Source organism: Streptomyces sp. NPDC048002 (assembly GCF_040653275.1).
Taxonomy (GTDB): Bacteria; Actinomycetota; Actinomycetes; order Streptomycetales; family Streptomycetaceae; genus Streptomyces.
In genome coordinates, this window is sequence record NZ_JBEZNL010000002.1 from 177,127 (window position 1) to 199,187 (window position 22,061).

At 71.7% G+C, this 22,061-nt stretch carries 18 protein-coding genes and 1 tRNA gene; 4 read left to right on the forward strand and 15 right to left on the reverse strand.

The window, feature by feature from the left end:
- Positions 1 to 57: 57 nt before the first annotated feature.
- Complete coding sequence (locus AB0E07_RS03810) at positions 58 to 2,310, reverse strand: MMPL family transporter (protein WP_362246063.1); 2,253 nt, start codon at positions 2,308 to 2,310, stop codon at positions 58 to 60.
- A 143-nt stretch (positions 2,311 to 2,453) separates the two neighbouring features.
- A complete protein-coding gene (locus tag AB0E07_RS03815; RefSeq protein ID WP_362246065.1) occupies positions 2,454 to 3,056 on the reverse strand; it encodes a TetR/AcrR family transcriptional regulator in 603 nt (200 codons plus the stop codon).
- Between the two features lie 168 nt (positions 3,057 to 3,224).
- Between AB0E07_RS03815 and AB0E07_RS03820 the strand changes: the two genes are divergently transcribed.
- A complete protein-coding gene (locus AB0E07_RS03820; RefSeq protein ID WP_362246067.1) occupies positions 3,225 to 6,470 on the forward strand; it encodes a S41 family peptidase in 3,246 nt (1,081 codons plus the stop codon).
- Positions 6,471 to 6,714: 244 nt separating this feature from the next.
- Here the strand turns inward: AB0E07_RS03820 and AB0E07_RS03825 are convergent, their stop codons facing one another.
- The 4 genes from AB0E07_RS03825 to AB0E07_RS03840 form a co-directional block, all read right to left on the reverse strand.
- On the reverse strand, positions 6,715 to 6,966 hold the full coding sequence (locus AB0E07_RS03825) for a hypothetical protein (protein ID WP_362246069.1): 252 nt from the start codon (positions 6,964 to 6,966) through the stop codon (positions 6,715 to 6,717).
- 96 nt (positions 6,967 to 7,062) lie between these two features.
- Entirely contained in the window at positions 7,063 to 7,947 is an 885-nt protein-coding gene (locus tag AB0E07_RS03830; RefSeq protein WP_362246071.1) for an SDR family oxidoreductase, read from the reverse strand.
- Positions 7,944 to 8,861: an alpha/beta hydrolase gene (locus AB0E07_RS03835; RefSeq protein WP_362246073.1), complete on the reverse strand. Its 918-nt coding sequence runs from the start codon at positions 8,859 to 8,861 to the stop codon at positions 7,944 to 7,946. Before AB0E07_RS03835 ends, AB0E07_RS03830 begins: the two co-directional genes overlap by 4 nt.
- On the reverse strand, positions 8,858 to 10,387 hold the full coding sequence (locus AB0E07_RS03840; protein WP_362246075.1) for an NAD(P)/FAD-dependent oxidoreductase: 1,530 nt from the start codon (positions 10,385 to 10,387) through the stop codon (positions 8,858 to 8,860). The genes AB0E07_RS03835 and AB0E07_RS03840 overlap by 4 nt, the downstream gene beginning before the upstream one ends.
- 175 nt (positions 10,388 to 10,562) lie before the next feature.
- On the opposite strand from AB0E07_RS03840, the gene AB0E07_RS03845 reads away from it, so the two are divergent.
- Positions 10,563 to 11,180: a MerR family transcriptional regulator gene (locus AB0E07_RS03845; RefSeq protein ID WP_362246810.1), complete on the forward strand. Its 618-nt coding sequence runs from the start codon at positions 10,563 to 10,565 to the stop codon at positions 11,178 to 11,180.
- Positions 11,181 to 11,192: 12 nt separating this feature from the next.
- On the opposite strand, the gene AB0E07_RS03850 is transcribed toward AB0E07_RS03845, so the two are convergent.
- Positions 11,193 to 11,993, reverse strand: a complete 801-nt coding sequence (locus AB0E07_RS03850) for an exodeoxyribonuclease III (protein WP_362246077.1) — start codon at positions 11,991 to 11,993, stop codon at positions 11,193 to 11,195.
- 68 nt (positions 11,994 to 12,061) lie between these two features.
- On the opposite strand from AB0E07_RS03850, the gene AB0E07_RS03855 reads away from it, so the two are divergent.
- A complete protein-coding gene (locus AB0E07_RS03855) occupies positions 12,062 to 12,544 on the forward strand; it encodes a GNAT family N-acetyltransferase (protein ID WP_362246079.1) in 483 nt (160 codons plus the stop codon).
- Positions 12,545 to 12,675: 131 nt separating this feature from the next.
- On the opposite strand, the gene AB0E07_RS03860 is transcribed toward AB0E07_RS03855, so the two are convergent.
- The 7 genes from AB0E07_RS03860 to galU all read right to left on the reverse strand — a co-directional run bounded on the left by AB0E07_RS03860 (position 12,676) and on the right by galU (position 18,283).
- A tRNA-Ala gene (locus tag AB0E07_RS03860) sits at positions 12,676 to 12,749 on the reverse strand.
- A 114-nt stretch (positions 12,750 to 12,863) separates the two neighbouring features.
- The gene (gene glpR / locus AB0E07_RS03865) at positions 12,864 to 14,090 is read right to left on the reverse strand and encodes a gephyrin-like molybdotransferase receptor GlpR (protein ID WP_362246081.1); all 1,227 of its coding nucleotides are present in this window, start codon (positions 14,088 to 14,090) and stop codon (positions 12,864 to 12,866) included.
- Between the two features lie 186 nt (positions 14,091 to 14,276).
- Positions 14,277 to 14,945, reverse strand: coding sequence for a GNAT family protein (locus AB0E07_RS03870; RefSeq protein ID WP_362246812.1), 669 nt, complete (start codon positions 14,943 to 14,945; stop codon positions 14,277 to 14,279).
- Positions 14,942 to 15,457 carry a MogA/MoaB family molybdenum cofactor biosynthesis protein gene (locus AB0E07_RS03875; protein WP_362246083.1) on the reverse strand — a complete coding sequence of 172 codons (516 nt, stop codon included), beginning with the start codon at positions 15,455 to 15,457 and terminating at the stop codon, positions 14,942 to 14,944. The genes AB0E07_RS03870 and AB0E07_RS03875 overlap by 4 nt, the downstream gene beginning before the upstream one ends.
- A complete protein-coding gene (moaC, locus tag AB0E07_RS03880) occupies positions 15,454 to 15,933 on the reverse strand; it encodes a cyclic pyranopterin monophosphate synthase MoaC (RefSeq protein WP_362246085.1) in 480 nt (159 codons plus the stop codon). The genes AB0E07_RS03875 and moaC overlap by 4 nt, the downstream gene beginning before the upstream one ends.
- A gap of 119 nt (positions 15,934 to 16,052) precedes the next feature.
- Positions 16,053 to 17,375, reverse strand: coding sequence for a gephyrin-like molybdotransferase Glp (gene glp, locus AB0E07_RS03885; RefSeq protein WP_362246087.1), 1,323 nt, complete (start codon positions 17,373 to 17,375; stop codon positions 16,053 to 16,055).
- 5 nt (positions 17,376 to 17,380) lie between these two features.
- Complete coding sequence (gene galU / locus AB0E07_RS03890) at positions 17,381 to 18,283, reverse strand: UTP--glucose-1-phosphate uridylyltransferase GalU (RefSeq protein ID WP_362246089.1); 903 nt, start codon at positions 18,281 to 18,283, stop codon at positions 17,381 to 17,383.
- Positions 18,284 to 18,376: 93 nt separating this feature from the next.
- Here galU and AB0E07_RS03895 point away from each other — a divergent pair, with 93 nt between their 5' ends.
- Complete coding sequence (locus AB0E07_RS03895) at positions 18,377 to 18,997, forward strand: 5-formyltetrahydrofolate cyclo-ligase (RefSeq protein ID WP_362246091.1); 621 nt, start codon at positions 18,377 to 18,379, stop codon at positions 18,995 to 18,997.
- Between the two features lie 78 nt (positions 18,998 to 19,075).
- On the opposite strand, the gene AB0E07_RS03900 is transcribed toward AB0E07_RS03895, so the two are convergent.
- Positions 19,076 to 21,877 (reverse strand): penicillin acylase family protein, encoded by a 2,802-nt coding sequence (locus tag AB0E07_RS03900; protein WP_362246093.1) that lies wholly within the window; start codon positions 21,875 to 21,877, stop codon positions 19,076 to 19,078.
- Positions 21,878 to 22,061: the final 184 nt, after the last annotated feature.

Here is a 22,061-nt window from a genome sequence, read left to right on the forward strand (position 1 = left end):
GAGGGCGCCACCGTCCCCACGACGGCCCTCACCGGCTGGTCACTCAGGAGCGGTACGTCAGACGCGTACCAGCTCCTTGTCGTCGTCCTGCTCGTCGGCCGCGGCCGTCCGCAGGCCCTCGCCCTCGACGTCGACGTTGGGCAGCGCGCGGTCCAGCCACCTCGGCAGCCACCAGGCCCGCTTGCCGAGCAGGGCCAGCACCGCCGGGACGATCGCCATCCGGACCACGAAGGCGTCGAAGAAGACGGCGATGGCGAGGCCGAAGCCGATCATCTTGACCATCGACTCGGAGGAGCCGATGAAGCCGGCGAAGACCGCCATCATGATCACCGCGGCGGCCGTGACCACCCGGGCGCCGTGCTTGAAGCCGGTCACCACGGCCTGGCTGGGCTTCTCGCCGTGGACGTACGCCTCGCGCATCCGGGTCACGAGGAAGACCTCGTAGTCCATCGCGAGACCGAAGACCACGCCGACCATGAAGATCGGCATCATCGACATGATCGGGCCGGTCTCCTCCACGCCCATGAGGCCGGACAGCCAGCCCCACTGGAAGACCGCGACGACCGCGCCCAGGGCGGCGAGCACGCTCAGCAGGAAGCCGAGCGCCGCCTTCAGCGGGACCAGGATCGAGCGGAACACGGCGATCAGCAGGAGGAAGGCGAGTCCCACCACGAGCGCGAGGTACGGGACCAGCGCGTCGTTCATCTTCTGCGAGAAGTCGATGTTCATCGCCGTGCTGCCGCTGACCAGCACCTCGGTGCCGGTGGCGGCCTCGATGTCGGCGCCGGTGTCCCGGATCGAGTGGACCAGGTCCTCGGTCTGCGTCGAGGAGGGCTTGGAGTCGGGGATTACCGTGATGGTGAAGGTGTCGCCGGCCTTGTTGAAGGTGGCCGGCATGACCGACACCACGCCGTCCAGGCCCTTGATCTCGTCGCCCACCTCGGTCGCGGCGGCCTCGGGGTCGTCGCTGCCCTTGGCGTCGCCGACGACCATCAGCGGCCCGTTGAAGCCGGGGCCGAAGCCGTCGGAGAGCAGGTCGTAGGCGCGGCGCTGGGTGGTGGAGGTGGGCTGGGAGCCGTCGTCGGGCAGCCCCAGCTCCAGGGAGGCGACCGGGACCGCGGCGACGCCGAGGCCGATCACGCCGAAGAGGAGCACGGCGACGGGACGGCGGACCACGAAGCTGGCCCAGCGGGTGCCCATGTTGGGCTTGGCGGGCTGGTCGGGGGCGTCCGCGGTGTCCGCGGAGTCAGCGGCGTCCGAGGACTTCTTCCCGCCCCGGCCGAACAGCTTGCTCTTCGCCCCCGCCGGCTGCACCTTGCGGCCGGCGTACCCGAGCAGCGCCGGGATCATCGTCAGCGCGATCAGGACCGCGATCACGACCGTGGCGGCCGCGGCGATGCCCATCTTGGTCAGCATCGGGATGTTGACGACCGAGAGACCCACCAGCGCGATGACGACGGTGAGGCCGGCGAAGACCACCGCCGAGCCCGCGGTGCCGACGGCGCGGCCGACGGCCTCCTCGCGGTCCCGGCCCTCGGCCAGTTCGGCGCGGTAGCGGGAGACGATGAACAGCGCGTAGTCGATGCCGACGGCGAGGCCGATCATCATGGCCAGCGTGGAGGTGGTGGAGCCCAGCTCCAGCGCGTTGGCCAGCGCGGTGATGCCGGAGACGCCGATGCCGACCCCGATCAGGGCGGTGAGCAGCGGGAGTCCGGCCGCGACGAGCGAGCCCAGGGTGATGACCAGGACGACGGCGGCGACCGCGATACCGATGATCTCGGTGGAGCCGGTCTCGGGCGTGGCCTGGAGCGCGTCACCGCCGATCTCGACGGTCAGTCCGGCCTCCCGCGCCTCGTCGGCGGCGTGTTCCAGGGCCTCCTTGGAGGCGTCCTGGAGCTCCATTCCGGAGACCTCGTAGCTGACCTGCGCGTAGCCGACGCCGCCGTCCTCGGAGATCGACTTGGTCTGGAAGGGGTCGGTCACCGAGACGACCTCGGAGCCGGTGCCCAGCTCCTTGACGGCCTGCTTCACGGCCGCCTTGTTGTCGGCGTCCGCGAGTTTCTGCCCGTCCGGCGCCTCGAAGACGACCCGGGCGGTCGCTCCGTCGGCACTGGAGCCGGGGAATCGTTCTTCCAGCAGGTCGAAGGCGCGCTGGGCCTCGGTGCCGGGGATGGAGAAGGAGGTGGTGCCCGCGGCGGGCGCGGAGGCGGCGCCGACGCCGGCGAGCGTCAGCAGCGCCACCCAGATGAGGGCGACGAAGTGGCGTCGCCTGAAGGCGAGCCGTCCGAGTCGATAGAGGAACGTGGCCACGGAGGGGTACTCCCGGTCAGGTCGTGGGGGTGTTCAGGGCATGGGTGGTCGACCCGTGGGGACAGGGAGGACCGGCCCGACGACGTGAGCGGTCGCGTCAGGTACTGCGGGTGGCGCGTCGCGTCAGGCGCGACGGCACGTGCTCAGGAGACGGGCGCGCCGAGGGCGGGGAGGACCACGGCGTCGATGTACGACCGGACGAAGGCACGGGTCGGGGGCTGGTTCTCGATCAGCCCCCGGGTGACGAACGCACCGATCATCATGTGCACCACGTAGTCGAGGGCGGGGCAGTCCTCGCGGATCTCACCCCGGTCGATCGCACGCTGGAGCACCCGACGGACTTCCGCCATCTCCGGTTCGACGAGTTGTTCCCGGAACTCCCGCAGGAGATCGGGGTTGGTGTGCACCGCCATGGCCAGACCCCGCATCAGCGCGGCGTTCTGTTCCATCTGGCAGTCGTCGGTGTGCTCCGTGTGGGCATGCAGATCGCCCTGGAGCGTGCCGGTGTCGACGCTGTCGAAGGAGCCCCCGGGCTTGGTGGACCGGATCGCCTTGACGACGAGTTGCGGCTTGCCGCCCCACTGGCGGTAGAGCGTCGCCTTGCTGGACTTGGTGCGCGCGGCGACCGCGTCCATGGTCAGCGCGTCGTAGCCGACCTCGCGGAGCAGATCGAGCACGGCCCCGTACAGCTCGGCCTCGCGCTCGGGCGTGATCCGGCTGCGGCGCGCCGTTGCGACCTCGACCATGATGCACTCCCCTTTCTCCGCATCGTCCCACTGCGAACGACACTGTTTCGTACAGGACGAATGTAGCGCAGCCCTGAGCGAAACGAAACGGTTTCGTACGTGTCCTGGGTCACGCCGCCCGGATTCTCACGAGTTGCCCGGGCCCATCCACGGGAAAAGCATGGGGAGGTGAGCTACCTGCGCCTTCCTCATCTCAACGGTGACCGCCTGTGCTTCGTGGCCGAGGACGACCTCTGGCTGGCCTCCCTGGACGGCCCCGGCCGCGCCTGGCGGCTGACCGTGGACCGCACCAAGGCCGGCCACCCCCGCTTCTCCCCCGACGGCGGGCACATCGCGTACACGAGCTGGCGCAGCCTCGTCCCCGAGATCCACCTGGTGCCGACCGACGGCGGACCGGGCAGGCAGCTCAGCCACTGGGGCACCGCCGACACCCAGGTCACCGGCTGGACCCCGGACGGCGACATCCTCGCCGTCGCCTCGCACGGCGAGCCCTTCTCCTACTACACCTGGGCCTACAAGGTCTCCCCCGACGGCTCCCCCGGCCGCAAGCTCCCCTGGGGCCCGGTCAGCGACATCCAGTGCGCCGACCTCGACGGCGAGCGCCGCACCCTGCTGCTCACCGGCACCCCGCCGCACGAGCCGGCCTCGTGGAAGCGCTACCGCGGCGGCGCCATGGGCCGCCTGTGGTTCCACGGCGAACGCCTGCTCGCCGACCTCGACGGCCACCTCGCCTGCCCGATGCTCGTCGGCGGCCGGGTCGCCTTCCTCTCCGACCACGAGGGCGTCGGCAACCTCTACTCCTGCACCCACCACGGCACCGACCTGCGCCGGCACACCGACCACGACGCCTTCTACGCCCGGCACGCCTCCAGCGACGGCACGCGCGTGGTCTACCAGTGCGCGGGCGAACTGTGGATCGTCGACGACCTCGACAGCGAGCCGCGCAAGCTCGACGTCCGGCTGAGCGGCCCGAGCGCGGGACGGCGCCGCTACCAGGTGCCCGCCGCCCACCACGTGGACGGCGTCTCGGTCGACGAGACCGGCCGCGCCAGCGCAGTCGTGGTCCGCGGCAGCCTGTACTGGCTCACCCACCGGGACGGCCCGGCCCGGACCATCACCGACACCCCCGGCGTCCGGGTCCGGCTCCCCGAGATGCTCGGCCCGGCCGGACAGGTCGCCTACGTCACCGACGCCGAGGGCGAGGACGCGATCGAGATCGCCTACCTGCCCCGCGCCACCGGCGACCGCGAGCCGCGCAGGCTCGCCTCGGGCGAGCTGGGCCGGGTACTGGAACTGGTCGCCGACCCGCAGGGCGAACGGCTGGCCATCGCCTCGCACGACGGACGGCTGCTGCTCCTGGACGCCACCGAGGACTCGGGCGGCGAGGTGACCGAGCTGATCCGCTCGATCAACGGCCCCGTGCGCGACCTCGCCTTCTCGCCCGACGGCTCCTGGCTGACCTGGTCGCACCCCGGCATCGGCCGCTCCCTGCGGCAGATCAAGATGGCCCGGATCGCCGGCACCCCGGCCACCGGGCAGCCCGGCCGGCTCGTCGTCGACGTCACCAACGGCCGCTTCGAGGACGAGAACCCGGTCTTCACCAGCGACGGCCGCTATCTGGCCTTCCTCTCCTGGCGCGGCTTCGACCCGGTCTACGACGTCCACACCGGCGACCTGTCCTTCCCGCTCGGCTGCCGCCCCTACCTGGTGCCGCTGTCCTCGGCGACACCGAGCCCGTTCGCGCTGACCCCGGAGGGACGCCCGGCGGCCGGGGGCATGGACCCGGTGGAGGACGAGGGCGGCGAGGGCGGCGCGGTGACCGTCGAGATCGAGGGGCTGGAGAGCCGGGTGACACCGTTCCCGGTCACCGCCTCCAAGTACTCGGCGCTGTACCCGGTCTCCGGCGGCGGTCTGGTCTGGCTGCGCTGGCCGATCTCCGGAGCGCTCGGCGAGACCTTCGCCAACCCCGACGACACCAGCGGCCGCCCGACCCTGGAGCACTTCAGCATCACCAAGGCCAAGAAGTCCGAACTCGTCGAGCACCTGGACTGGTTCGCGGTCAGCGGCGACGGCAGCCGGCTGGTCGTCGTCGACGAGGGGGAACTGCGCGCGGTGCCCGCCACGGAACCCGGCGACAGCGACTCCACGGTGTGGATCGACACCCGCCGCATCCTGCACGAGGTCGACCCGGGCGCCGAGTGGCGCCAGTCCTACGCGGAGGCGGGCCGGCTGATCCGCGCCTACTTCTGGGACCCCGGCATGTGCGGCATCGACTGGGACGCGGTGCTGGACCAGTACCGCCCGCTGGTCGAACAGGTCGCCTCCCCCGACGACTTCGCCGACCTGCTCCGCGAGGTGCTCGGCGAACTGGGCACCTCCCACGCCTACGTCTCCGCGGCCCGCCGCAACGAGGGCCCACCGCACTACCAGCGCCGCCAGGGCCTGCTCGGCGCCAACCTCGTGCGCCGCGAGGCGGGTTGGACGGTCCGGCGGATCCTGCCCGGCGACTCCTCCGACTCCAAGGCCCGCTCACCGCTGGCGGGCACCGGCATCCGCGAGGGCGCGGTGCTCACCCACGTCGACGGCCGGGAGGTCGACCCGGTGACGGGCCCCTTCCCGCTGCTCGCCGGGGCGGGCGGTACGACGGTGGAGCTGACGTTCACCCCGGCGGCGGGCGAAGGACGCGCGCGCCGGGTCGCCGTGGTCCCGCTGATCGACGAACGCCCCCTGCGCTACCAGGACTGGGTGGCCAAACGCCGCGATGTCGTACGGGAGTTGAGCGGCGGACGCTGCGGCTATCTGCACATCCCCGACATGGGCGGCTCGGGCTGGGCCCAGTTCAACCGCGATCTGCGCATGGAGGTGTCCCGCCCGGCGCTCATCGTCGACGTGCGCGGCAACGCGGGCGGCCACATCAGCGAACTGGTCGTGGAGAAGCTGACCCGCACCATCCTCGGCTGGGACCTCACCAGGAACGCCCAGCCGGTGTCGTACGCCTCCAACGCCCCGCGCGGACCGGTGGTCGCCCTCGCGGACGAGGCGACCTCCTCCGACGGCGACATGATCACGGCCGCCTTCAAACTCCTGAAGCTGGGACCGGTGGTGGGCCAGCGCACCTGGGGCGGCGTGGTCGGCATGACCGGCCGCCACCAGCTGGGCGACGGCTCGGTGATCACGGTCCCGATGAACGCGGCCTGGTTCGACGCGTACGGCTGGACGATCGAGAACCACGGTGTCATCCCCGACCTGGAGATCCTGCGCACCCCGCTGGACTGGGCCGAGGGCCGCCACGCCCAACTCGACGACGCCGTACGCCTGGCCCTGGACCTCCTCGAAACCAACCCCCCGGCAACTCCCCCCGACTACTCCCAGGTCCCCAACCGATCCCGCCCCCAACTCCCCGAGCGCCCCTGAGGGGTGCGGGAGCGCGGGGCGCGGGCGAAGCCCCGCCCCTCAGGGGCGCGGGGAACCGCGCGACCAGCCCCCACCGAACCCGCACCCGAAAACAGCGGAGGCGCGGGCAAAGCCCCGCCCGCCAGGGGCGCGGGGAACTGCGCGACCAGCCCCCACCGAACCCGCACCCGAAAACAGAACCGAGGCGTGGGGCACCCCACAAGAAGGGGGCACCCCACGCCTCACGGCTCAAGCCGAGCGCGACCTACATGTCGTGGTCGAACCGCTCCTGCTCGCCCCGCGGCATACGCTCCGCGTGCTCACCGCGCTCACCGCGCTCGCCGCGCTCCCGCTCCGGCCGCGAGCCCTGCTCGTGACGCCCCGGCTGCGAGCCCTGCTCGCGCCGCTCGGGCCGACCGCCCGGCTCGCGGGACTGCTCGCGGGACTGCTGCATCTTGTCCTTCGCCTGGCGCTGCCACTGCTCGGACTTCTCCTGGAACTGGTCCTTCATGCCCATGAGTTTTCACTCCTGTGATGGCTGAGTCGATCCCCTCGTCGATGAGGGGATCGGGCTCGACCAGATTCACACGCCCCGTCACCCACCGCATGTCGATCAGTCGCGCTGCGTGACCCTCTCCTGCTCGTCGGCCGCGCCACCCGCCCCGACCAGCCCGATCCGCATGCCGTCGAGCCGGCCGGCGAACCGGCCCATCTCCCGCTGGCCCACGGTCCCGATGAGCGCCGGCAGATACCCCCGCACCCCCTGCATCCCGCGCAGCCACCACTGCCCGTACACATGGCTGGAGCGCCGCTCGATCCCGGCCACGATCCGGTCGACGGCCGGACCGAGCGGGTAGGTCTTGTTCGACGGCCACGGCAGTCGCTGCCGCAACTCCCGCATCACGTCGTCCTGATCGGCGCCGCGCACCATGTCGGTGTCGGTCCAGGACAGGTAACCGACGCCCACCCGCACGCCCTTGTACCCGACCTCGGCGCGCAGACTGTGCGCGTACGCCTCGACGCCCGACTTGGACGCGCAGTACGCGGTCATCATCGGCGCCGGGGTGATCGCGGCGAGGGAGGCGATCTGGAGCAGATAGCCGCGGCTCTCCGTCAGCACCGGCAGGAACGCCCGCGCGGTCACCGCCGAGCCGATGAGGTTGACCTCGATGACCCGCCGCCACGCCACCGGGTCGGAGTCGACGAACGGACCCCCCGACGCGACACCGGCGTTGGCGACGACGATGTCGACCTTCCCGAACCGCTCCTTGACCTCCTGGGCCACCCGCGCCATCGCCTCGTGGTCGGTGACGTCGGCGTGCCAGTGGTGGCTCTCGCTGTGCAGCCGCTCGGAGACCTGCTTGAGTTCGTCCGGTTCGAGACCGACCAGCGCCACCTTCGCCCCGCGCGCGGAGAGCTTGCGGGCGAGCAGCTCACCCACACCGCGCGCCGCTCCGGTGACGACGGCGACCTGTCCTTCGAGGCTCACCCTGCTCATGCGCCCTCCTTGATCTGTGCGTAGGCGACGACGAGTTCACGAATCCTGGCGCTGACCAGCTCCGGCGCCTCCACCGGCGTCATGTGCCCGAGTCCGGGCAGCTCGGTGAGCCCGACGCAGGTCGGCAGCGCGGCGGCCAGCGAGCGCGCGTGCACGGGCGGGGTGAGCCGGTCGGCGGTGCCGACGACCACCGCGGCCGGCACCTTCAGCTCCGTCACACCGTGGTCGAGGTCGAGCCGGTCCAGCACCCGCGACCAGGCGTGCCGTACCCCGCGCGGACAGGCGTGCACGATCCGCGCGCACGCCTCGACCATGTGCGGCGCCGAACCGGGCCCCATGGTGGCGTACTTGAGGATGCGCCGGGCGAGCGGAGTGACCGGCCCGAGCGGCGCCCGCGACCCGAGCACCTGCCCGGTCAGCCAGGTCCGCGCCCGCCCCGGCCTCATGGGGACGACGGTGGACTCGGCGACCAGCCGCGAGGCGCCGGTGCTGCACAGCAGGACGGCGGCCGCGTGCTCCCGGAACGCGGGCCGGCCCGCGGCGGCCAGCACCGTCATGGCGCCCATCGAGTGCCCGGCGACCACCACCCGCTCGGCGGGCGCGAGCGTCGCCCGCAGCACCGCCTCCAGGTCGTCGGCGAGCTGCTCGGTGCCGCAGGACGGGCTCGCGGGGCTGCGCCCGTGGCCGCGCTGGTCGTAGGCGATGACCCGGTGGTCGGTGGCGAGTTCGCGGATCTGCGCCGCCCAGAAGGCGGTGGAGCAGGTCCAGCCGTGCGCGAGGACGACGGCGGGCGCGTCGTCGGGTCCGTGCACCTCGACGTGGAGGCGCGCGCCGTCCGCGGAGGTCACGGTGAGTTCCCGCGCGGCGGCGGGCGGGGCGTACGGCCCGGAGGTCACGTGCGTCAGGCGGCTCACGCGTCCACCTCCGGACGGACGTCGTCGGCGGCGGCGAGGCCGCCGTTCTCCGCACCCCCGGCGCGCACCACGGAGTACTCCGCGAGGTCCACCCGCCGGGTCGCGCGCCGGAACTCGGCCGTCGTGCCCGGCCAGACGGTGGTGTTGCGGCCGGCCGCGTCGAGGTACCAGCTGGTGCAGCCGCCGGTGTTCCACACGGTCCGCTTCATACGCTCCTGCACCCGCCGGTTCCAGGCGCCCACGGCGCTCGGCCGGGCGTCCAGGGCGACCCGGCCGCCGAGGAGGTCCAACTGGCGCATGTAGTCGGCCAGGTAGTTCAGCTGGCTCTCGATCATGAGGATCATCGACGAGTTCCCGAGCCCGGTGTTGGGCCCGATGATCGTCATCCAGTTCGGGAACCCGGCGGCGGACGCGCCCCGCAGCCCCTCCATCCCGCCCTTCCACGCCTCGGCCAGCGTCCGCCCGTCGGCGCCGACGACCCGCTCCGCGATGGGCATGTCGGTGACGTGGAAGCCGGTGCCGAAGATGATCGCGTCGACCTCGGCCTCGCTGCCGTCGGCGGCCACCACCGTCGAGCCCCGGACCTCCGCCAGCCCACTGGCGACGACGTCGACGTTGGGCTGGGCGATCGCCGGGTAGTACGAGCTGGACAGCAGGATCCGCTTGCAGCCGATCCGGTAGTCCGGGGTGAGCTTGGCGCGCAGCGCCGGGTCCTTGATGGCACGGGCCATGTTCTGCTTGGCGAGCCGCTCCACCAGACCGAGTTCGTTCGGGTGCTTGGTGAACGCCTGGACCTGGAGTTCCCGGATGCCCCAGAGCAGCCCGCGGCGGGCCAGGGTGGTGAAGGGCAGCTGCTTGTGCAGCCAGCGCTCCGCCCCGCTGATCGCGCGGTCCATGCGCGGCATCACCCAGGGCGGGGTGCGCTGGAAGAGGGTGAGCCGGGAGACGTCGGGCTGGACTGCCGGCACGATCTGGATCGCGGAGGCGCCGGTGCCGACCATGGCGACGCGCTTGCCGCGCAGGTCGTAGTCGTGGTCCCAGCGGGCGGAGTGGAAGACCTTGCCGGGGAAGGAGTCCAGGCCCGGGATGTCCGGGACCTTGGGGTCGGACAGCGGCCCGGTGGCCGAGACGACGACGTCGGCGGAGAGGTTCCCGGCGGTGGTCTCGATGTCCCAGCACAGCCGCTCGGCGTTCCAGGCCATCCGCTTGACCTCGGAGTCGAAGCGGAGGTGCGGGCGCAGCCCGAACGTGTCCGTGACGTGCTCCAGGTAGGCGCGGATGTGCTCCTGACCGGAGAAGGTGCGCGGCCAGTCCGGGTTGGGCGCGAAGGAGAAGGAGTACAGATGCGACGGGACGTCACAGGCGCAGCCGGGATAGCTGTTGTCGCGCCAGGTGCCGCCGACACTGGAGGCCCGCTCCAGAACGACGAAGTCGGTGACGCCCTCCCGCCGCAGCCGCACCGCGGCCCCGAGCCCACCGAACCCGGATCCGATCACCGCCACCCGTACATGCTCGTGTTCGGTCATCCCGAAGCCCTCCACAGCCGTGCGACTCTGCCAGTGAACACTGGCGCAATGGGAGGGTAGAGCAGCTCCGTACTCATGGGTAGGGGTTGGACCGAGGAAAGTTACCGGCGGTACACCATAGGCTTCCGGCGTGGCAGAAGACGCTGGACGACCCGAAGGCCGACGCGAGTACCGCATGGAGGAACTGGCCGACCTGGCCGGCATCACCGTGCGCACCCTGCGTTTCTACCGCGAACGGGGGCTCATCCACCCGCCCCGCCGCGAGGGCCGCATCGCCTGGTACGACGACCGCCACCTGGCCCGGCTGCGCACCATCTCGACACTGCTGGAACGCGGCCACACCCTCAGCGGCATCGCCGAGCTGGCCGAGGCCCTCGACCACGGCCGGGACGTCGCCGACCTGCTCGGCGTCACCCCCACCGAGGAGGAGCCGGTCCGCCTCACCCCCGAGGAACTCGCCGCCCGCTTCGAGGGCCAGGTGACCGCCGAGAACCTGGCCGCCGCCCTGGACCTCGGCTACCTCGCCACCGACGGCGGGGAGATCGTCCACATCAGCCGCCGCCTGCTGGACGTCTCCGCCGCGCTGGTCCGCGAGGGCATCCCGCTGGCCGAGGTGCTGGCCGCGGGCAAGGAACTGCGCGCCCACGCCGACGTCCTCGCCGACCTGTTCGCCGACCTGATCCTGCGCCACGCCGCCGAGGAGGACCTCCCCCGGCTGCGCCCGCTGGCCAGGAGCGTGGTGGAGGCGGAGATGTCCCTCGCCCTGGACCGCCGCCTCCGCAAGACCAACTAGCCCCGCGGGGGCCTACTCGTAGACGACCGTCACCGGCGCGTGGTCCGACCAGCGCTCGGCATGCGTCGCCGCCCGCTCCACCAGCCCCTTGACCGCCCGGCCGGCGAGCCCCGGCGTCGCGATCTGGTAGTCGATGCGCCAGCCCGAGTCGTTGTCGAAGGCCCGCCCGCGGTACGACCACCAGCTGTAGGGGCCCTCGACGTCCGGGTGCAGGGCGCGCACCACGTCGACGTACCCGCCGTCGGCCGGGTCGAGGACCTGGCCGAGCCACGCGCGCTCCTCGGGCAGGAAGCCGGAGTTCTTGGCGTTGGCGCGCCAGTTCTTCAGGTCGGCGTTCCGGTGCGCGATGTTCCAGTCGCCGCAGACCACGACCTCGCGGCCGTCGGCGGCGGCCCGCTCGCGCAGCTCCTTGAGGTAGGCGAGGAACTCGCCCATGAAGCGGACCTTCTCGTCCTGGCGCTCGGTGCCGACCTCCCCGGAGGGCAGGTAGAGCGAGGCGACCGTCACACCCGGCAGGTCGGCCTCGACGTACCGGCCGCTCGCGTCGAACTCGGCCGACCCGAATCCGATCCGCACCCGGTCGGGTTCACGCCGGGTGTAGAGGGAGACGCCCGCACGCCCCTTCGCGGTGGCGGGGGCGTGCACGACGTGCCAGCCCTCGGGCGCGCGCACGGCCTCGGGCAGCTGCTGCGGTTCGGCGCGCACCTCCTGGAGGCAGAGCACATCGGCGGAGGTCTCGGCCAGCCACTCCACGAAGCCCTTCTTCGCGGCGGCACGCAGCCCGTTCACATTCACGGAGGTCACAGTGAGCACCCCGGCACGATACCGGCACACTGGACGTAGTCCAGATTCCGACCTCTTACGAATGTACGGTTTGCCGCATGAACATACGTCGCGTCTCCTTCGACCACCCCGACGCCGTCAAGCTCAACGACGCCGTCCAGGCCGAGTACGGCGTCCGCTACGGCGACGGCGGTGACGCCACTCACATGGACCCGGCCCACTTCGAGCCGCCGAACGGCGTGTACCTGATCGCCTACGCCGAGGACGGCACCCCGGTCGCCTCGGGCGGCTGGCGCGCACAGGACACGAACGACGAGGGCAACCTCGACGGGGACGCCGAGCTGAAGCGGATGTACGTGATCGAGGACATGCGCGGCCGAGGTCTCGCCCGGCGCGTCCTGGCCGCCCTGGAGGACGACGCCCGCGCGGCCGGCCGGTCGCGCATGGTGCTGGAGACGGGCGCCAAGCAGCCGGAGGCGGTCGCCCTGTACGAGTCCAGCGGCTACGAACCGTGCGCGAAGTTCGGCTACTACCGCTTCCACGAACTGAGCCTCTGCTACGCCAAGCCGCTCAACCCCTGAACGCTCCCGAGCGCCCCCGCCCGGCCGTCACCGCGTCAGCCGCCGGTCGGGGCGGGGGTGTTGGGCGCTCGACGGCACCAAAAAAAAGAGATCCCGTCCGATCGGAACGATCGGACGGGATCTCGCTGCGGTGGACCTGTGGGGATTTGAACCCCAGACCCCCTCGATGCGAACGAGGTGCGCTACCAGACTGCGCCACAGGCCCTTGCAACGAGTGAAACTCTAGCACCCCGATGCGCCGGCATAAAAATCCGTTCCGGCGCGGCCTCCGGTCCGGCGCTGGTGGGACGCCCGGACCGGCGGATCACACGGGCCCCGCCTACTCGTTGGCGGCCCGCGGCCGGCCGCCGTCGTCGTACTGGTCGAACAGCGGGGTGCGGCCGCGCTCGCGCGCCCGCCGCGCGGAGGCGGCCCGGCGGGCGTCGCTGCGCCCGCCGCCGTCGGCCTTCTCCTCGCCCTCGGCCGCCTCCGGCCGCTCGGCCACGGCCTCCTGGGGCGCCGCCGTCTCCTGCTCCGGCGTCACCGCGCTGGACCGCGCCGAACTCCAGGCGTCCGGGGCGCCCAGATCCACGTCGGCGGTGGCCCGCGGCGCGACCGGCGCGGTCACGTAGGTGGGCAGCGGCACCGGGACCGGGTCCCAGCTCTCGCCCTGGCCCGGCCGCCGCTGACGCTCGCGCTGCTGGTCGACCCACTCGGCGTGGTCGGTCTGCTCGACGAGGGCCCGCCGGTCGGCGGCGAGCGCCAGGAGGCCCGGGTCGGTCTGTGGTCCGGGGCCTTCGTCGGACTCCTCGGCGTCCGCGCCGGGGTCGGCGGGCACCCGCCGGCGCGGCTGGCGCGCCCGCTCCCGCAGCCGCTGCGCGGCGGCCTCGGCCCGGCGGCGGTCCATCTGGTACGCGAACCGGCGGCGCTCCTGGGTGCGCAGGTAGGCGATGTACGCGCTGAGCAGCACGGCCGGCACACCGGGCGCCCAGAGGAAGGTGAGCCCGCCGACCGCGGCGACGATCGCACCGCAGGTGAAGGCGAGGAAGAGCATCACGGTGGTACGCCGACGGCGCGCGAGCACCTTCGTGCGCCGGGCGCGCGCGGCGGCCGCTTCCGAGGCGGGTGTGGGACGTGTGCGCCGTGCGGACGGGGCCGGTTTCCGCGCCGGCTGCGCCTGCTGCCGCTTCGGTGCGCGGGCCGGTTCGGGCCGTTCCTGTACGGGTTCCGGTTCCGCCGCCCGGTCCTGTTCCTCCGCCGGGGCCGGCACCGCCGCCTGCGCCTGCGGGCGGGTCGGAGGCATGGCGAAGGCCCGGACGTCCACCGATGCGGTGACGTCGTCCGGGTCGACGGCGCTGGGCTCCCCCTCGTCGGTGGAGCGCGCCCGCAGGTCCTTGGCGTACCGACGCTCCATCCCCGCCCGGCCGGACAGCAACCGGATGGCTGTGCTGAAGCGTTCCGTCGGACGGGCCTCGTTCAGCTCGTCCTGCCTACGGAGCCACATCGGCACCAAGTAGGCGGCCCAGGCCCCGACAATGACTGCGTAGATGAGGCCGCTGCTGCTCACGCCTCACACGGTAGAGGGGTTTGTGTGAGGCCATCTGCCAATTGAGCCGGTGTGTCGCACGATCTGGCTGATATTTCGAAATTTTTTTGTGATCGATGCGATCAGCAGGCCGCAACGGACGTGAATTCACAGCTCCGAGACGATCGCCGCTCGATCAATTTCGAACATATATTCAATTACCAGGGGCTATCCGGGATTCCCCGGCGTGTTCTGCGGGTTCCTGGGTCCGTCGGTCGAGGAACCGCGCGCGTGCGACCGGCGCCAGCGGCCGAGGAGTCCGTCGGGCACCTCTTCCGCGGTGAGCGCGAACACCAGATGGTCGCGCCAGGCCCCGTCGATGTGGAGATAGCGGGGCCGCAGCCCCTCCTCCCGGAATCCGAGTTTCTCCACCACCCGGCGGCTCGGCCCGTTCTCCGGGCGAATGCAGACCTCGATGCGGTGCAGTCCGACGGTGCGGAAACAGTGGTCCACCACCATCGCCACGGCCGTCGGCATCACCCCGCGCCCGGCCACCGACTGGTCCACCCAGTAGCCGACGTGCCCCGAGCACATCGAGCCCCAGGTGATCCCGGCGACCGTCAACTGGCCGACCAGCCGCCCCTGGTACTCGATGACGAAGGGCAGCATGCGGCCCGCGTTCGCCTCGGCGCGCAGGTGCCGGACCATCTGCCGGTAGGTCGGCCGGTGCGTGATCGGCCCGCTGGGCGTGGGCGGCGGGATGGTGGCCTCCCAGGGGCGCAGCCAGTCCCGGTTGCGCCGGTTGACCTCGCGCCAGGCCCGTTGGTCGCGCAGCCTTATCGGGCGGAGGACGATGTCTCCGTCCGCGAGGACGACCGGCCAGGAAGGGCTGTTCAGCTCGCACCCCCGGTGCCCGCGCCGGGTCTGGGGTGGTCGCCGCCGCGGAGCTGGTCGACGGCGTGCGCCAGCAGGGGCTCCAGGACGGCGAGTCCGTCCTTCACCCCGCCGGTGGAACCCGGCAGGTTGACGATGAGCGTGGCACCCGCCACCCCGGCCAGCCCGCGGGAGAGCGCCGCGGTCGGCACCTTCTCGCGTCCGAAGGCCCGGATGGCCTCCGCGATGCCCGGCACCTCGTGGTCGATCACCTCGCGGGTCGCCTCCGGGGTGCGGTCGGTGGGTGAGATGCCCGTGCCGCCGGTGGTGACGACGACGTCGTACCCGGCGTCGACGGCGGCGCGCAGCGCGGCCTTCACGGGCTCGCCGTCGGGAACGACCCGGGGGCCCTCGACCTCGAAGCCGAAGCCCTTCAGTCCCGCGGCGATCAGCGGGCCGCCCTTGTCCTCGTAGACCCCGGCGGCGGCGCGGTTGGAGGCGGTCACGACGAGGGCGCGACGGGTCCCGGCGCTCACGCCCGGCTCCAGTCGCCCGACTTGCCGCCGGTCTTCTCCTCCACGCGCACGTCCGTGATGACCGCTCCCTTGTCGACCGCCTTGACCATGTCGATCACGGTGAGCGCGGCGACGGTGACCGCGGTGAGTGCCTCCATCTCGACGCCCGTGCGGTCCGTGGTCCTGACGGTGGCCGTGATCTCCACCGCGTCGTCCGCGACCGACAGGTCCAGTTTCACACCGGAGACCGCCAGGGGGTGGCACAGCGGGATCAGGTCCGGGGTGCGTTTGGCTCCCATGATGCCCGCGATCCGCGCGGTGGCCAGCGCGTCGCCCTTGGGGACGCCCTCTCCCCGCAGCAGCTCGACCACCCGGGGCGCGACCAGGACGCGCCCGCTCGCGCGCGCGGTGCGCGCGGTCACGTCCTTGCCGGATACGTCGACCATGCGGGCGGCGCCCGCCTCGTCGATGTGCGTCAGTCGATCCTGCGTACTCATGCTTGGCGGCGCTCCCGGTCCGGGCCCTCGGCGGTGCGGCGCCAGGGCCTGTCTGTGCGCGACACGGTACCGCCAAGTCGGGGCGCGCACCGGCGCGGGACCGGCGCCCGGACCAGGGGTCAGCCGAGCAGGACGACCTCGACCTCGGCGCCGGGCTCCACGGACTCGGTGTCCTCGGGGACGACGATCAGCGCGTCGGCGTGCGCGAGGGCCGCGACCAGGTGCGATCCGGCTCCGCCGACCGGGGTCACCGCGCCGTCGGCGTAGGCGCCGCGCAGGAACTGCCGGCGCCCCTTGGGCGAGGTCAGGGCCTTGCCCGCGGTGAGGCGTGCGGTGGTGCGCGGGCGGTGGACGTCGTCCAGACCCATGAGGGTGCGGATCGCGGGCCGCACGAACAGTTCGAAGGAGACGTAGGACGACACCGGGTTGCCGGGCAGGGCCAGCAGCGGGGTGTGGTCGGGGCCGATGGAGCCGAAGCCCTGGGGCTTTCCGGGCTGCATGGCGAGCTTGCGGAAGTCGATGCCGCTGCCCGCCTCGTCCTCGTCCCCGACGGACTGGAGGGCCTCCTTGACCACGTCGTACGCGCCGACGCTCACCCCGCCGGTGGTGACCATGAGGTCGGCGCGGACGAGTTGGTCCTCGATGGTGGAGCGGAGGGTCTCGGCGTCGTCGGCGACGGCGCCGACGCGGTAGGCGATGGCGCCGGCGTCCCGGGCCGCCGCGGTGAGGGCGAAGCTGTTGGAGTCGTAGATCTGGCCGTCGCGCAACTCTTCGTCGGGCTGGACGAGTTCGCTGCCGGTGGACATCACGACCACGCGGGGGCGCGGGCGGACCCTCACCGTGCCGCGGCCGATCGCGGCGAGCAGGGCGATCTGCGGCGGGCCGAGCACGGTGCCCGCCTCCAGGGCCCGGTCGCCGGCCCGTACGTCACTGCCCTTCGCGCGGACATGCGCGCGTGCCTCGGCGGGGCGGTACACATGCACGTGCCCGGAGGCCGCCTCGGGGGCGAGGCTGCGGGCCCGCATGCCGGTCACCGGGCCCTCGCCGAGCCCGCCGTCGGTCCACTCGACCGGGACGACCGTCTCGGCGCCAGGCGGCAGCGGCGCGCCCGTCATGATGCGGGCGGCCTGACCGGGCCCCACCTGCAGCAGCTGCGCCTGGCCCGCCGCGACGTCCCCGACGACCTCCAGGACCGCCGGGTACTCCTCGCTCGCGCCCGCGATGTCGGCGACCCGTACCGCGTACCCGTCCATGGAGCTGTTGTCGAACGGCGGCAGGGAGACCGGCACCGTGATGTCGTCGACCAGGACGCAGCCCTGGGCGTCGAGCAGGTTCAGCTCGATGGGTTCGAGGGGGCGGACGGTCGCGAGGATGTCCTCCAGGTGCTCGTCCACCGACCAGAGGTGGTCCTGGGCGGCGGTGCGGGGCGCGGGGCTGCTCAACGTTGCTACATCTCCTCGGCTACGTAACTGCGAAGCCAGGTCCGGAAGTCCGGGCCCAGGTCTTCACGTTCGCATGCGAGTCGGACAATGGCACGCAGGTAGTCGCCGCGGTCGCCGGTGTCATAGCGGCGGCCCTTGAAGACGACGCCGTGCACGGGGCCGCCGACCTTCTCGTCCGCCGCGAGCTGCTGGAGGGCGTCGGTGAGCTGGATCTCGCCGCCGCGGCCGGGCTCGGTCTTGCGGAGTATGTCGAAGATGTGCGGGTCGAGGACGTACCGGCCGATGATGGCGTAGTGGGACGGGGCGTCCGCGGCGTCCGGCTTCTCGACCAGGCCGGTCACCTTGACGACGTCGCCGTCGTCGGTGGCCTCCACGGCGGCGCAGCCGTAGAGGTGGATCTGCTCGGGGGCGACCTCCATGAGGGCGATGACGCTGCCGCCGTGCTGCTCCTGGATCTCCACCATCCGCTTGAGCAGCGGGTCGCGGGGGTCGATCAGGTCGTCGCCGAGGAGCACCGCGAAGGGCTCGTGGCCCACGTGCGGGGCGGCGCAGAGCACGGCGTGGCCGAGGCCCCTGGGGTCGCCCTGGCGCACGTAGTGCATGGTCGCGAGGTCGCTGGACTCCTGCACCTTGGCGAGCCGGTCGGCGTCGCCCTTCTTCTGAAGGGCGGACTCCAGTTCGTAGTTGCGGTCGAAGTGGTCCTCAAGGGGGCGCTTGTTGCGGCCCGTGATCATGAGGACGTCGTCGAGGCCCGCGGAGACGGCCTCCTCGACCACGTACTGGATCGCCGGCTTGTCGACGACCGGCAGCATCTCCTTGGGAGTGGCCTTCGTGGCCGGCAGGAACCGGGTGCCGAGGCCCGCTGCGGGGATGACAGCCTTGCTGATCCGAGGGTGCGACTGAGTCATGCCCGCAACCTTATCCGGTGCCTTTGTAGGGAATCTGTGGCTCCGGTTAATTGGCTCTCATATGAGCGTATTGAAAGGGTACGGGTACGACCATTGAGTCAGATCGGACGTCCGGCTGAGCCTGACAAGCGAACGTTGCGGCGAGAGTTCATCGCGGTGAGAAACAGGTTGACGGCTGATGACGTGCGGAGATCCTCGGCCGCGCTGGCGGGGCACGCGCTGCGGCTGCCCGAGTTGAGCCGTGCGCGCACGGTGGCGGCCTACGTCTCCGTCGGGAGCGAACCGGGCACCCTCGCGCTGCTGGACGCGCTGCGCGCGCGGGGCATGCGGGTCCTGCTTCCGGTGCTCCTGCCCGACAACGACCTCGACTGGGGCGCGTACGACGGCGAGCACACCCTGGCCCCGGTCCGGCACGGCGGACGGATGGAGCTCTTCGAGCCGGCCGGGGAGCGCCTCGGCCCGGACGCCGTCACCACCGCGGACGCCGTGCTGCTGCCGGGGCTCGCGGTCGACGCCCGCGGCATGCGCCTGGGACGCGGCGGCGGTTCCTACGACCGGGTCCTCGCACGGCTGGAACGCGCGGACGCGCACCCCGCGCTGGTGGTGCTGCTGTACGACGGGGAGGTCGTCGAGCGGGTGCCGGCCGAGCCGCACGACCGGCCGGTGCACGCCGTGGTGACACCGTCGGGTGTGCGGCACTTCCGGCCCGCCTGAGCGCCCTCACCCGTGCGAAAGGGCCCTCCACGCGCGCGTGGAGGGCCCTTTCGTCGGTGCGGTGTCGCCGTCAGCGGCTCACGGTTCCAGCGTCAGGGTGTCGCTCGTGCTCTTCTCGACGGCGTCCTTCGAGAAGGACCAGTCGAGCAGTTCGCCGTCGGCCCACTTGTCCGTCTGGTCGGTGTAGTGGGCGTTGTAGGCGTGCCCGGAGGCGCCGGTGAGGTTGATCCACTTCGACTTGTCGAGGTCGGCGAGGTTCACCACCATCCGCATCGACGGCACCCAGATGACGCCGTAGCCGCCCGCCGCGTTCCAGCCGGTCGCGTTCACCGTCGCCTCGCCGCCACTGAGCTTCCAGGGGCCGCGGTTGAGGGCGTACCGGAGGAAGCCGGGGCCCTCGGTGCCGAGGGTCTGGTTCTTCAGGAACAGGCGGTGCAGCCGGCCCCAGCTCCAGGTGTCGATGTCCTTGCCGAGCTTGGCGGTCAGCTCCCAGCGGGCGTCGATCATGGCGCGCTCGAACAGCTGGTCACGGTTTTCGGCCTTGGGACGGGTGCCCGACGCCGGCGTCTGCCACCAGTCGCTGTCCTCGTCGGCCATCAGGTTGCGCACCACCTCGAACCAGCGGTCGCCGCCGTCCGGCTGCGCCTGGTCGGCGTCGCGCCGGCCGCACTCGCGGACCTTCTCCGCCTCGTCGGCGGGGCCGGTGGTGCTGACCGGGTCGACCCACAGGCACTGGCCCTTGACCCGCAGCTCCTTGGGCAGCTTGTGGCCGAAGGCCAGCTTGAGGATGTTGCGCCAGACCGAGTTGAAGTACGCGGCGGCCGCCGAGTCGGCGTCCTGGGTGTAGTCCCAGCCCTCCAGGAGCTTCTGCGCCTGGCGGACGTCCGGGTCGTCGATGTCGATCTTCAGCAGCTTGGGCACCAGCAGCTTGGCGATCTCGCTGCTGTTGTCCAGCTGCATCTGGCGCATGTCGTCGGTGGAGACCTTGCCGCCGTCGTCGATCTTCGACTTGATCAGATCGGTGATGCGCTGGCTGCGGGTGCCGTAGCCCCAGTCCGCGGTGAGGAGGTAGGGGTACTTGTCCTCGTCGATCACGGCCTGGTTGGCGGTGACGATGTACCCGCGCGCGGGGTCGTACTCGTAGGGCAGCTCCTTCTGCGGGATGTAGCCGGTCCAGCGGTACTTGGAGTCCCAGCCGGGCTGCGGGATCGAGCCGTCCACGCCCTGCGCGCGCGTGGGGATCTTCCCGGGCAGGGTGTAGCCGATGTGGTTCTGCGTGTCGGCGTAGACCAGGTTCTGCGAGGGCACGTCGAACAGGGCGGCGGCGGCCCGGAAGTCGTTCCAGTCGGCGGCCTTGTCCATGGCGAACACGGCGTCCATGGAGGTGCCCGGGTCCAGCGCGGTCCAGCGCAGGGAGATGCCGTAGCCGTCACCGCGGTCGGGCGCTGCGGTGTCGACGGAAGCCTTCTTGCCGACCTTCACCAGTTCGTCGCTGCGGTCGGAGAGCAGGGGGCCGTTGACGGTCTCGCGGACGACGATCGTCTTGGACTCGCCACCGGCGACCTTGATCGTCTCCTCGCGGGTGGTGAACGGCTTGACCTTGCCGTCGTACTGGTAGCCCTCGCCGGTGAGCTTCTCCAGGTAGAGGTCGGTGACGTCGACCCCGGAGTTGGTCATGCCCCAGGAGATGTCCTGGTTGTGGCCGATGATCACACCGGGCAGACCCGCGAAGGTGTAACCGGAGACGTCGAACTGGCACTTGGCGGAGACCTCGCGGCAGTGCAGGCCCATCTGGTACCAGACCGACGGCAACGACGCCGACAGGTGCGGGTCGTTCGCCAGCAGCGGCTTGCCGGTGATGGTGTGGTCGCCGCCCACGACCCAGGAGTTGGAGCCGATGCCGTTGCCGTTCACGCCGACCGCGGTGGGGAGGTCCTCCAGGACGTCGTAGAGGCCCGAGAGCTGGCTCTCCAGGCCCGTCGCCCCGCCGGTGTCCGTCGAGCCGGCGGCGGCGCCGGTGGCGTCCGCGGTGCCCGCCGTGCCGGTGCCCGCGCCCGTGCCGTCGCCCGTGCCCTCGCCCGTGGAGGCGCCCTCCTGTGCGAACGCCCCGGTCAGCTCGTCGTACTGACCCTCCTGGACGATCGCCTTGTTCCGGCCGTACGGGTAGTCGGGGTAGAGGTCCTGGATCTGCTTCGGGCCCAGCCGGCTGGTCGCCAGGGCCCGGTCGATCTCGTCCTCCATGTTGCCGCGCAGGTCCCAGGCCATCGCCTTCAGCCACGCGACCGAGTCGACCGGGGTCCACGCCTCGGGCTCGTAGTCGTTGACGAAGCCGAGGGCCGCGTACTCCAGGGACAGTTCCTCGCCGCTCTTGCCCTCCAGGTAGGCGTTGACGCCCTTCGCGTACGCCTGGAGGTACTTCTTGGTGGAGTCCGAGAGCTTGGTCTCGTACTCCTCCTTCGCGACCCGGTCCCAGCCCAGGGTGCGCAGGAATTCGTCGTTGTCGACCTGGCCCTCGCCGAACATCTCCGACAGGCGCCCGGAGGTCATGTGGCGGCGGACGTCCATCTCGTAGAACCGGTCCTGCGCCTGGACGTAGCCCTGCGCCATGAAGAGGTCCTCGTCGGAGGAGGCGTAGATCTGCGGGATGCCGTAGCCGTCCCGCTTGACGTCGACGGGGCCCGACAGACCTTCGAGGGTTATCGAGCCCTCGGTCTGCGGGAACGAGGCACGCACCGTGCTGATGGACCAGTACGCCCCGTACGCCACGCCTCCGATGATGGCCAGCACGAGGACGATGACGACAAGGCGGGCTTTGCGCCCCTTCTTCCTGCCGGACTTGCCGGGCTGCTGACCCGTGGAGGCGGTGGTGTTGGGGGGCATCGCTGTCCTTGCTGTCCTAACGCGAGCGGCAGGGCGGGCTGTCCATGTGAATGAGCGCTGGAGCAACCATAGGCGCAGGGCCCGGCGGCACTTGACGCGGACCGGGGAACCCGCGCGCACGGGCGTTCGATCATGCCCGGCGAAGCGTCAAGAAATCGTCAAGAGTTAGGTAAGGTAACGAAGT